Annotated in this window: 8 protein-coding genes; 2 read left to right on the top strand and 6 right to left on the bottom strand. The window is 44.6% G+C overall.

Going from position 1 to position 12,859, the window contains the following annotated elements; translation table 11 throughout:
* The first annotated feature begins 201 nt into the window (after positions 1-201).
* Both IQ209_RS04000 and IQ209_RS03995 read left to right on the top strand, forming a co-directional pair.
* Positions 202-1,503, top strand: a complete 1,302-nt coding sequence (locus tag IQ209_RS04000) for a dicarboxylate/amino acid:cation symporter (protein WP_193849204.1) — start codon at positions 202-204, stop codon at positions 1,501-1,503.
* A gap of 372 nt (positions 1,504-1,875) precedes the next feature.
* Complete coding sequence (locus tag IQ209_RS03995) at positions 1,876-3,360, top strand: aldehyde dehydrogenase family protein (RefSeq protein WP_193849203.1); 1,485 nt, start codon at positions 1,876-1,878, stop codon at positions 3,358-3,360.
* A 53-nt stretch (positions 3,361-3,413) separates the two neighbouring features.
* On the opposite strand, the gene IQ209_RS03990 is transcribed toward IQ209_RS03995, so the two are convergent.
* The 6 genes from IQ209_RS03990 to rlmD all read right to left on the bottom strand — a co-directional run bounded on the left by IQ209_RS03990 (position 3,414) and on the right by rlmD (position 12,859).
* Positions 3,414-4,799 carry a DASS family sodium-coupled anion symporter gene (locus tag IQ209_RS03990; RefSeq protein WP_193849201.1) on the bottom strand — a complete coding sequence of 462 codons (1,386 nt, stop codon included), beginning with the start codon at positions 4,797-4,799 and terminating at the stop codon, positions 3,414-3,416.
* 352 nt (positions 4,800-5,151) lie between these two features.
* Complete coding sequence (gene eno, locus IQ209_RS03985) at positions 5,152-6,453, bottom strand: phosphopyruvate hydratase (RefSeq protein ID WP_193849199.1); 1,302 nt, start codon at positions 6,451-6,453, stop codon at positions 5,152-5,154.
* A 117-nt stretch (positions 6,454-6,570) separates the two neighbouring features.
* The gene (gene pyrG, locus IQ209_RS03980) at positions 6,571-8,208 is read right to left on the bottom strand and encodes a glutamine hydrolyzing CTP synthase (protein ID WP_193849197.1); all 1,638 of its coding nucleotides are present in this window, start codon (positions 8,206-8,208) and stop codon (positions 6,571-6,573) included.
* 259 nt (positions 8,209-8,467) lie between these two features.
* Positions 8,468-9,259: a nucleoside triphosphate pyrophosphohydrolase gene (mazG, locus tag IQ209_RS03975; RefSeq protein ID WP_193849195.1), complete on the bottom strand. Its 792-nt coding sequence runs from the start codon at positions 9,257-9,259 to the stop codon at positions 8,468-8,470.
* Positions 9,260-9,277: 18 nt separating this feature from the next.
* The gene (gene relA / locus IQ209_RS03970) at positions 9,278-11,512 is read right to left on the bottom strand and encodes a GTP diphosphokinase (RefSeq protein ID WP_193849193.1); all 2,235 of its coding nucleotides are present in this window, start codon (positions 11,510-11,512) and stop codon (positions 9,278-9,280) included.
* Between the two features lie 9 nt (positions 11,513-11,521).
* Entirely contained in the window at positions 11,522-12,859 is a 1,338-nt protein-coding gene (rlmD, locus tag IQ209_RS03965; RefSeq protein WP_193849294.1) for a 23S rRNA (uracil(1939)-C(5))-methyltransferase RlmD, read from the bottom strand.

Genomic DNA, 12,859 nt, shown 5'->3' with positions numbered 1-12,859 from the left:
ACTTGTTCACAACAAAAATTCAGAGTAATTTTAACATCAGCCTTATTATCCCAATAATACCTTCCATAATAATGAGATAAATTCTCATTATTATGGAAGACGTTACTACTTTCTAATCAAAGAGAAACGTTAAATTAATTAATAAAAAATAAATAAATCACCAAAATCAATATTAACATTATGGATAAAAACAGGAATCCTATGTCTACCATTCTAAAGAAGAAACCTTTATACCAGATACTCTATATTCAAGTTATATTTGCCATTTTACTGGGTATCGCTCTTGGTCATTTTTATCCTGATATTGGAACATCGTTAAAACCATTAGGTGATGCATTCATTAAAATTGTGAAAATGATCATTGCACCTGTTATCTTTTTGACGGTAGTCACAGGGATAGCTGGAATGAATAACATAAAAAAGGTTGGGAATGTTGCTGCAAAATCAATGTTATATTTTTTAACATTTTCAACGCTTGCTTTAGTTATTGGGTTAATTATAGCCAATATTGTTCGCCCCGGCGATGGATTAAATATCTCTCCTGCTTCGTTAGACAGCAGCAGGGTGAGCGATTATGTGGAGAAAGCCCATGAATCATCCATTGTTGGCTTCCTTATGAATATCATACCTGATACTGTTGTCAGCCCGCTTGTGAATGGCAATATCCTCCAGGTTCTGTTTATTTCAGTTATTTTTGGTATCGCTTTAGCCGCTACAGGGAAAAGCGGGAAACCTGTTTTAGAATTTTTACAACACCTTTCCGAACCTATCTTTAAAATGGTAGGAATTTTAATGAAATTAGCGCCGATTGGTGCATTTGGAGCAATGGCCTTTACCATAGGTAAATATGGTATTTCATCGATCGGGAATTTAATGATGTTAATTGTGACTTTTTACATTACATCATTACTTTTTGTTCTTATTATACTGGGAGCGGTTGCTAAATATAATGGGTTCTCTATCATTCAATTAATAAAATATATTAAAGATGAGCTATTGTTAGTTTTAGGAACTTCATCTTCTGAGGCGGCATTACCTGGCCTAATGAAGAAAATGGAAAACCTGGGTTGTGAGAAATCGGTGGTTGGATTAGTTATTCCAACAGGTTACTCATTTAACCTCGATGGTACTAATATTTACATGACAATGGCTGCCTTGTTTATTGCCCAGGCAACCAACATTGAACTCAGTTTATATGAGCAAATTTCTTTATTATTAGTTGCTATGATAAGTTCAAAAGGGGCGGCAGGTGTAACAGGGGCCGGTTTTATTACGCTGGCTGCGACCTTATCTGTTGTACCCAGCGTACCCGTAGCTGGCATGGCGCTTATTTTAGGCATTGACAGATTTATGTCTGAGTGCCGCGCATTGACAAATTTAGTTGGTAATGCTTGTGCCAGCATTGTTGTCGCTCGCTGGGAAAATGCTTTAGATAAAGAAAAGATGCACCAAATATTAAACGGTAACATGCAAAATTCAATAGAAAAAACACCAAATAAATAAAGTATATTACCTGCGGTAAATAATAAAACTTACATCCCCCTGCTATAAATGGGGGATATATTTTTTAAAAAACACAATAAATAAAAAACAACCCACAATAAATATCCCACCAAAATAAAAAATCATAGAAAATTGCTCATAAAAACATATAACACATCGTTATTGATTTCAGGACAGTTATCCCACTAGAAAAAGAAATCATATGCAACGAAGCAATTTCCCACATCATTATCTTAACCATTAATATTTATATTTATTGATGGAGATCTTTTATATTTCAATTCAATTTTGATAAAAATTAAGAATTAGTCTAATAATAACTTAGGAATATATGTCCTAACATACCAAAAACCAAAGTATTCGGAGAATATAATGAAAAAATTACATGATATCGAAAAAGAATTGTTGCCTTGTGAATCTTATAAGATGTTGATTAATGGTGAGTGGGTTGATAGCGTTTCAAAAAATACGATGCAAAGCTACAGCCCTACAACAGGTGAATTGTTGACAGAATATGCAGCAGGAAATGCCGAAGATGTTGAACTTGCCGTCAAGGCTGCCAAAAAAGCCCTGCCAGCATGGAGCAAAACATCCGCGGTTGAAAGGCAATCTTTATTACTGAAAATTGCCGACTTGCTGGAAGCCGAAGCCGAGCGCTTTATTGTCCTTGAAACATTGGATGGTGGCAAAACGCAGGCTCTATGTCGTCATTTCGATATTCCTTTTTCTGTAGATCATTTCCGCTACTTTGCTGGCGTTATCCGTGCTCATTCTGATACGACTGATGTCATCGATAATGACACACTGAGCTTAGTCATCAGAGAACCCATCGGCGTAGTCGGGCAGATTATTCCGTGGAATTTCCCGCTATTGATGGCGGCCTGGAAACTCGCTCCCGCTCTTGCGGCTGGTAATACTATTGTTATCAATCCCGCCAGCCTGACCCCAATAACTCTGCTCGAATTGGGGCGTATCATGAACCAAGTTTTACCCGCGGGCGTTGTCAATATTGTTACGGGGCGCGGCTCAGTTGTAGGCCAGGCAATCCTTGACCATAACGGCATTGACAAGGTCGCCTTTACCGGATCAACAGAAGTCGGTTACAACGTTGCCGCCGCAGCGGCGAAAAGGCTCATTCCGGCAACGCTGGAATTGGGGGGTAAATCAGCCAACATTGTCTTCCCTGATGCCAACATGAAAAAGGCAATCAAATATGCAGCCAATGCAATTTTGCTGAACCAAGGGCAAGCCTGTGAATCCGGTGCCCGTCTGTTCCTGCATAAAGATATTCATGATGACTTCCTGAATTCACTGAAAACCGTGTTTGAATCAATCAAAGTGGGCGACCCGATGCTGGCAGAAACAGAAATGGGCAGCCAGGTCAGTGAAGAACAGATGAACACTATTTTAGGTTACATCGACCTTGCAAAACAGGAAGGTGCAACCGTTTTGACTGGCGGAAAACGCATAACCGGCGCAGGATATGATGATGGATTTTTTATCCAGCCGACAATCCTGACCAATGTCACCAATAAGATGCGGGTGGCACAGGAAGAAATTTTCGGGCCTGTACTATGCGTCATTCCATTCAGTAACGAAGAAGACGTTATCGAAATGGCCAATGATTCCGATTATGGTCTGGCAGGTGCCGTATGGACGCAGGATATTAACCGTGCCCTGCGCATCGCCAAAGCGATAAAAACAGGCCGTATGTGGATCAATACCTATCATGAATTGCCCGCCCACACGCCTTTCGGTGGCTATAAGAAATCAGGACTTGGGCGTGAAACCCACAAGATGATGTTAGATGCTTATACAGAAGTGAAAAATATCTATATCAGTACCAAAGAAGAGTAACACAATCGCCACCTGCAAGGGTGGCGATTCTGAGCATCAAGAGCCAGAAGGAATTACAGCCAGAAAAACCAGGCAATCGCAGAAATAATGGCAATACATACCAAATTCAGCACTATGCCTACTCTGACCATTTCAACTTGTTTGATATAGCCGGTGCCATAAACAATCGCGTTAGGGGGTGTTGCTACAGGTAGCATAAATGCACAGGATGCCCCAATGCCAATTATCATGGTCAAAACCACAATCGGCATTCCGAGCGCTTCTGCAACTGTGGCAAAAATAGGTACAAGTAGCGCTGCGCTCGCAGTATTACTGGTAAATTCTGTCAAGAAGATAATAAACGTAGCAATCGCAACGATGATCACAAACCAAGGGCTGGTACCGAAAGTCGCCGCCATACCATTTGCCATAACTTCACTGGCACCAGAATTTTTCAAAACAGCACTTAATGCCAGGCCGCCACCGAACAGCATCAATACGCCCCATTCAGTGTTATTTTGAATCTGTGACCATGTTGATACACCAGTGATACCAATCAGGGTAGCGGCGCTCACTGCAATAATCGTATCCAGATCTTTGACACCACCGAGTGCATCACTAATAAATGAACTAAAAATCCAGCACACCACAGTTAGCAGGAAAATACCCATGGTAATAACACGCTTACCATTCCACTCCAGGTGCTCCAATTCCAGATCAAATTTATGATTCAAATTTGGGCGCAACATGAGGTACATCACTCCCACCATCACTGGCATGAGAACAATAACCATTGGCACGCCGTATTTCATCCATGTAAAGAAATCCATACCTAATTGCGCGGCTGCGATAGCATTGGGTGGGCTACCTACCAACGTCCCCAAGCCACCGATGCTGGCGCTATATGCAACACCAAGCAGCACAAAAACAAAGGTATTGCGTTCAGTACGTACATCCAGATTCGCCAGAACACCGAGGATCAGTGGTAACATCATAGCAGCCGTTGCCGTGTTGCTTATCCACATAGAAAGCAGAGCAGTAATGCCAAATATCAGCAACACCGCCACAGACAAACGCCCACGAGCAATCATCAGCAGACGGTTGGCTATTAATCTGTCCAAGCCCTGGATATGTAGCGCCGTTGCTAATGCAAAGCCACCGAAAAACAAAAAGATTATTGGGTTGGCAAAAGATTTCAGTGCATCACCGGTATTCATCAATCCCATGCCGACCGCCAGAATAGGAATACACAGCGCAGTAATGGTGACATGAATGGCTTCCGTTAACCATAACACGCCAACAAATACCATTAATGCCAAGCCTGCATTTGCTTTTTCCCCATAGGGCAAAAAATTAAGCAATGTCACAAGCAAAATGATGTCCAGCGCGAGAATAATTAAACCTCTTTTATTTGAGGGTGTAGGCCCAATCGCTGGGGTTAAAGATTCAGAAGCGTCCATGAAGACTCCATAAGACAATGAAACATAACTCTATAATGTAAAAAGAATAATTGATGAATCATTGCCACAAATGTTAAAGAATTAGATTACATGTGAAATAATAAGGAGTATTAACAAAGAATAAAATACGAGTTGTATAATTTTGGGATCTGCTACGCGGGATTTGTCTGACTACTGAATTATTGTTCAAAAAAAGGACTAAATTTCTGTTGTTATATCACATTTTTATTCTGCAATAAGCTAAGTAACCAGCATGAAAAATAAAATTTTCTTTCGATAAGAAGGCGAAAGAGAGTAAGCTCTTTCGCCAAAACATAAATAATATTTATTTTTTAGAGGTAAAAGCCGACAATTATGCCTGGCCTTTCACTTCTTTCAGTCCGTTGAAAGGAGCACGATTACCCAGGGCTTCTTCGATACGGATCAGCTGGTTGTATTTAGCAACACGGTCAGAACGGCTCATCGAACCCGTTTTGATTTGACCCGCAGCAGTACCCACAGCCAGATCCGCAATAGTCGCATCCTCAGTTTCACCAGAACGGTGAGAGATGACTGCGGTGTAACCTGCATCTTTTGCCATCTTGATTGCAGCCAAAGTTTCAGTCAAAGAACCGATCTGGTTGAACTTGATCAAGATAGAGTTTGCGATGCCTTTTTCGATACCTTCTTTCAGGATCTTGGTGTTAGTTACGAACAAATCGTCACCCACCAACTGGATTTTGTCACCCAACACTTTAGTCTGGTAAGCAAAGCCGTCCCAATCAGATTCATTCAAGCCATCTTCGATGGAAACAATGGGGTACTCTTTGGTCAATCCTTCCAGATAGTGGGTGAATTCCTGAGAGGTGAAAGTCTTGCCTTCGCCTTTCAGTTCATAATTGCCAGTCTCTTCGTTATAGAATTCAGAAGCCGCGCAGTCCATCGCCAGAGTAATGTCTTTACCCAGCACGTAGCCCGCTTTCTCAACCGCTTCTTTGATGGCTGCCAGCGCTGCTGCGTTAGATTCCAGGTTTGGTGCATAGCCACCTTCATCACCCACCGCAGTGTTCATGCCTTTGGCTTTCAACACTTTTGCCAGATTGTGGAATACTTCGGAACCTATGCGTACAGCTTCTTTCAGTGTGCTTGCGCCAACTGGCTGGATCATGAACTCTTGAATATCTACGTTGTTATCTGCATGTTCACCACCGTTAATGATGTTCATCATTGGCAGAGGCATGGAGAATTTACCCGGAGTACCGTTCAGCTCAGCGATGTGCTCGTATAGAGGCATACCTTTCGCTGCGGCAGCTGCTTTGGCGTTAGCGAGAGAAACGGCCAAAATCGCGTTAGCACCGAAGTTAGATTTGTTTTCAGTACCATCCAGCTCGATCATGATCTTGTCGATGTTAGCCTGATCTTTCGCATCCTGACCAACCAGAGCCTGCGCAATTGGGCCATTAACCGCAGAAACGGCTTTCAATACACCTTTCCCCATGAAACGAGACTTATCGCCATCACGCAGTTCCAGCGCTTCACGAGAACCGGTTGATGCACCCGATGGCGCAGCAGCCAGACCAACAAAGCCCCCTTCCAGGTGTACTTCTGCTTCTACCGTTGGGTTACCACGGGAGTCGATGATTTCACGGCCAAGCACTTTAACGATTTTGGACATTAGGTTTTCCTCAGTACAAGTTAAATTACGGACAACAAATTGAAATTAAAACTATTCTCGTAAATAGGGATGACCTTAAAAACAAATTAGCTTAATCTCAATCCATTGCCCCATATCTTATTTCAACTGGCCTTTCTGATATTTGCCAGCAGCTTCGACGAAGCCAGCAAATAGCGGATGACCATCACGAGGCGTTGAAGTGAATTCTGGGTGGAACTGACACGCTACGAACCACGGATGCGCTGGGTTCTCGATGATTTCCACCAGTTTGTTGTCGATTGAACGGCCAGCAATGCGCAAACCTGCATCTTCAATACGTTTCAACAGTAAATTATTCACTTCATAACGATGGCGATGACGTTCAACGATGTCACTCTGGCCATAAAGTTTATGTACCAGACTGTTTTCAGTCAGACGGCACAATTGGCCACCAACGCGCATCGTCCCGCCGAGATCGCTCTCTTCGCTACGTACTTCTACGTTGCCGTTCTCATCACGCCATTCGGTGATCAGAGCAACAACCGGTAACTTACATTCAGGATCGAATTCAGTGGAGTTAGCCTCTGCCATTCCCGCAACATTGCGAGAAAATTCAATCAGAGCCACCTGCATACCCAGACAAATTCCCAAGTATGGGACATTGTTTTCACGGGCATACCGTGCAGTCATGATCTTGCCTTCGATACCACGGCCACCGAAGCCACCAGGTACCAGAATCGCATCCAGACCTTTCAATACATCAACACCACGCGTTTCAACATCCTGTGAATCGATCAGCTTGATGTTGACAGTCAGGCGATTTTTCAGCCCGCCGTGTTTCAGCGCTTCAATCACTGATTTATACGCATCTGGCAGTTCAATGTATTTACCTACCATCCCAATGGTCACTTCACCCGATGGGTTGGCTTCTTTATAAATGACCTGTTCCCATTCAGACAGATCCGCTTCCGGGCATTCGATGCTGAATCGTTTACAAATATAATCATCTAAGCCCTGAGATTTCAAGAGGGCTGGAATTTTATAAATGGAATCAACATCTTTTAAAGAGATAACCGCTTTCTCTGGCACGTTACAGAAAAGCGCAATTTTTGCACGCTCATTGGCAGGAATAATGCGATCTGAACGGCAGATCAAAACGTCCGGCTGAATGCCAATGGACAGTAGTTCTTTCACGGAATGCTGGGTTGGCTTAGTTTTCACTTCGCCTGCGGCGGCCATATAAGGCACCAGAGTCAGGTGCATGAACAGCGTGTTTTCACGGCCGACTTCCACCGCCATCTGACGAATAGCTTCAAGGAATGGCAGGGATTCGATATCACCGACAGTGCCACCGATTTCCACCAACACAACATCATGGCCTTCTGCACCACGAATGATACGGTCTTTGATTTCATTGGTGATGTGAGGAATAACCTGAATGGTTGCACCCAAATAATCGCCACGACGTTCTTTGCGCAGCACTTCAGAATAGACACGACCCGTCGTGAAGTTATTGCGGCGTGTCATTTTGGTTCGGATGAAACGTTCGTAATGACCTAAATCAAGATCAGTTTCAGCACCATCTTCGGTAACGAAAACTTCCCCGTGTTGGGTTGGACTCATTGTGCCTGGATCGACGTTGATATACGGATCCAGTTTCATAATGGTGACATTGAGTCCACGGGCTTCGAGTATAGCCGCCAAAGAGGCTGCGGCAATGCCTTTACCCAGAGAGGATACGACCCCGCCGGTCACAAAAATATAATTAGTTTTCATGCTGAACCTGAAAGTTTAGGTTTAAAAGGATGATGAATATAACAGGACGGGAAAGCAGTATACCCTAACCTTAATTTCGCTACAAACCATCTAAATAGGGTAAGGTGCCACATAAACAGTAACACTGCGAAACAAATACCCTTTTTTCTCTTTAAATTCATTAAGTTATTAGCGTGAATTTTTTTCATCCGACGCAGATTATTCAGCCGTTTAAGCGACATCCTTTTCGCTATTTCCACCTTTTTTGTGATTACTCTCTCTATGCCTTCTGACTTTTCACTCGCTGCCACATCGCTTCCATTTCATCTAATATAGCCGTTTCCAGTGATAAGCCTTTGTCGAGGATCAATTTTTCGACATGACGGAAGCGATTCTCGAATTTCTGGCAGGCTTTTTGTAGTGCAATTTCCGGCTTATGCCCCAAATGGCGGGATAAATTAACCACCGAAAACAGTAAATCCCCCAATTCTTCTTCCAGACGATCTTTATCAACCATCGCCTGCTTCGCTTCATCCATGACTTCATCAATTTCTTCATAGACTTTGTCCAGCACGGGGCCAAGCGTATCCCAATCAAAACCGACCGAAGCACAGCGTTTCTGGATCTTATACGCCTTCATCAAGGCCGGTAAACTGGCGGGAATATCATCCAGTACCGAATGCTGATCTTTCTCAGCCCGTTCTGCGGCCTTGCGTTGTTCCCAACTGCCTATTGACTCTTCGCTGCTGATACCCGCTTGTTGATTGAAGATATGGGGATGGCGACGCTCCAGTTTGTCACACACCGCCTCACAGATATCATTAAAATCAAACTGTTGCTGCTCTTGAGCCATCTGAGCATAAAATACGATATGAAACAGCAGATCCCCCAGTTCTTCTTTTAGAGCGTTGATATCATTGCGCTCAATCGCATCAAGCACTTCATAGGTCTCTTCCAGGGTATAAGGGGCAATCGTAGAGGAAGTTTGCACTTTATCCCAAGGACAGCCATCCTGGGGATGGCGCAACTGCGCCATAATCCCCTTTAGTCGTTCAATAGCGTTCGGTTTCATCTTAAGCCCATGTTTTAATCAATGACCGTGCAAACGTCTGGCTTCAATCACATCAGACAACTGGTTGAGTTTCGCCAATACCCGCCCAAGCACTTGCAAGTTATAAATCTCAATGTTCATATCAATGGTGGCAAGCTGTTGTTTAACATCACTGCGGCTGCTGACACCTAACACATTGATTTTCTCATTAGCGAGGATGGTCGTGATGTCGCGCAATAATCCACTGCGATCATTGGCAACAACACGCACCACCAGTGAATAGCCGCTGGAATAACTCTCCCCCCACACTGCATCGACTATCCTTTCCGGTGAGCTGGCTTCGAGTTCCGCCAACTGATCACAATCAGCACGGTGGATGGAGATCCCTCGCCCACGTGTAATAAATCCAATAATTTCATCACCAGGGATAGGCTGGCAGCAACGGGCAATGTGATGCATTAAGTTGCCTACCCCTTCCACAACAATATGGCCATTATCTTTGCTGGTATTACGTGGTGTATAGGTTTTGTTCTCCAGGTTGCGAAGCGCTTCGCGATCTTCTTCTTCCGCGGTAATTTTATTGAATTTGCTTTGCAGGAAATTCACTAACTGGTGGATGCGGATATCACCGACGCCAATGCCCGCCAGCACTTCTTCCAATGTGTGGACGTTATAACGGGCAATCAGCTCTTTCTCTGCTTCCTTGACCGTGATCCCTAAGTGTGCCAACTCATTATCCAGCATCTGGCGGCCGGCAATGATGTTCTTGTCACGATCTTGTTTACGGAACCAGTTGTGGATTTTTGCCCGCCCACGGCTGGTCGTCACATAGCCAAGGTTAGGATTCAACCAGTCACGGCTTGGATTAGGTTGTTTCTGGGTAATGATTTCAATCTGATCGCCCATCTGAAGCTGATAGCTGAATGGTACGATGCGTCCGCCAATTTTTGCCCCAATGCAACGATGGCCGACATCACTGTGAATATGATAAGCAAAATCCAACGGCGTGGAGCCGATTGGCAAATCAATCACATCCCCTTTTGGCGTAAAAACATAAACGCGATCGTCAAACACCTGACTGCGCACTTCATCCAGCATTTCGCCGCTATCTGCCATTTCCTCCTGCCATGCGATCAATTTCCGCAGCCAGGCAATACGGCTTTCATAACTGCCTGATTTACCAGTAACCGCAGTACCTTCTTTGTATTTCCAATGCGCCGCAACGCCAAGTTCCGCATCATCATGCATCTGGCGGGTACGGATCTGGATCTCAAGCGTTTTGCCATTCGGCCCCAAAACGACGGTGTGAATCGATTGATAACCATTCGGTTTCGGGTTGGCAACGTAATCATCGAATTCATCTGGCAAATGACGATAGTGCGTATGCACTATCCCCAGCGCTGCATAACAATCCTGCAAACGTTCGACAACAATCCGCACGGCGCGCACGTCAAATAATTCATCAAAGGCGAGGGATTTTTTCTGCATTTTGCGCCAAATGCTGTAAATGTGCTTCGGACGCCCGTATATTTCAGCGCGAACGCCCTCTTTCAGCATATATTTACGCAAAGTCGTTACAAATTTCTCGATATACTGCTCACGATCAATTCGGCGCTCATGCAGTAACCTGGCAATTTTCTTATATTCATCGGGATGTAAGTAACGGAAACAGAAATCTTCCAGCTCCCATTTTAACTGCCCAATTCCCAATCTGTTGGCAAGAGGCGCATAGATATTGGAACACTCTTTGGCAGCCAGCACCCGCTCATCTTCACTGGCATCTTTTACTTCCCGCAAATGGGCAATGCGTTCTGCCAGCTTGATAATGACACAACGAAAATCTTCCACCATCGCCAGCAGCATCCGGCGAACATTATCGACCTGTACCGAGCAAGTCGCATCGGTATGAGTGGCTTTCAGTTGGCGAATGGCATCCATTTCCATTACACCATGCACCAGATTCGTGATGGCCTTGCCAAATGTTTCTGTCACGGTTTCGCTATCGAGTAGCCGGGCATTAAGGATGGGAAAAAGTAGCGCAGCACGCATACTGTCATTATCCATGCTCAATGTGGACAGGATCTCGACCATTTCCACACCGCGCCATAGCAACAGTTCCGCATTGGGGTGACCCTGGACTTTTTCGTGACAATATCGCCAGGTTTCAACCAACTTTTCACTGGATTGTGGGTTAGTAATGTTTAAACTCGCGATCCACTTATCGACCGCAAATTCACCTGCCGGTGTGAGATGCGCACTTCTTACCGCAACCATAATTTCTCCCTACTCGATATCCATTGGCTCACTGCTAAACAGCGCCATAGATTCTAGATGGCCTGTGTGTGGAAACATATCCAGCATCCGCACACTGACAAGATGATAACCCGCCGCCAACAAGACCTTGCTATCCCGTGCAAGTGTTGTGGGGTTACAGGAAACGTAAACCACTTTTTCGGGGGCCAATTTTACAATATGTGCCATAACGCCCGCAGCACCAGCGCGGGCGGGGTCCAGCAGCACTTTATTGAACCCTTGAGCAGCCCAGGGCTGTTGGTGAATATCCGATTCCAGATTTTCATGAAAAAAATCGACGTTATTAAGTTGATTGAGCTGAGCGTTATATTGCCCGCTCGCCACCAGCTCAGCAACCCCTTCCACACCCACGGTTGCCTGTACTTGCGTGGCAATGGGCAGGGTAAAATTCCCCATGCCACAAAACAGATCCAATACTCTGTCTGTTGGTTGCAAATCCAGCCACGCCAACGCCTGTGCAACCATTTGTTGGTTAACGACATCGTTCACCTGAATAAAATCTTGGGGGCTGAACACCAATTTCAATCCATTTACCTGATACCACGGTGCTGTTTGCTCTTCAATCAATGGTTCAAGGGATTTTTCTTCACCCAACAGATAAATCGCAACATTGTACTGCACCGAAAAAATGCGCAGTATTTCCTTATCTTCCTGCTTAAGTGGATCAAGATGACGCAACACAACTAATGGCCCACTCTCAGCCAATACTAATTCCACGTGCCCTAATCGTTTTACTGCATGCAAGCTATTCAGACACTGATGCAACGGCTGCAATAATTGTTCCAATTCAGGGCGCATAACAGGACAATGTTGAATATTCACCAAATCGTTGGTCTGGCTCTGGCGAAACCCCATCAATAATGTGCGTTGTTTGGCGTGATATTGCAGACCAAGTCTGGCCCGACGCCGATAGCCATATTCTGGGCTGTGAATGACGGGATGTACACTGATGTTAACTCCTGTTTCCCGCTGGATCAGGTGTTCCAGTACGCTGGCCTTCGTTTTAACTTGCAGTTCAGCGGCAACATGCTGCTGTTGGCATCCGCCACACACTTTAAAATGTGGGCAGTGAGGTGCGACGCGATGCAGGCTGTCTGATAGCCTTTTCACGACTTTAGCTTTAGCAAATTGGCGTTTTTCTTCTGTCAGTTGGATTTGTGCCTGCTCACCCGGCAATAATCCTGCAATAAAGATCGTTTTTCCCTGATGACGAGCAATGCCTTGCCCTTGTGCATCAAGGTTATCTGCGGTGACGGAAATAATGCCTCGGTTTACGGAACGACGATTTGGGGAGTAAAATTGCACCAT

This window comes from Xenorhabdus sp. BG5, assembly GCF_015163665.1.
GTDB lineage: Bacteria > Pseudomonadota > Gammaproteobacteria > Enterobacterales > Enterobacteriaceae > Xenorhabdus.
This window is presented reverse-complemented; position numbering and strand designations above follow the sequence as displayed.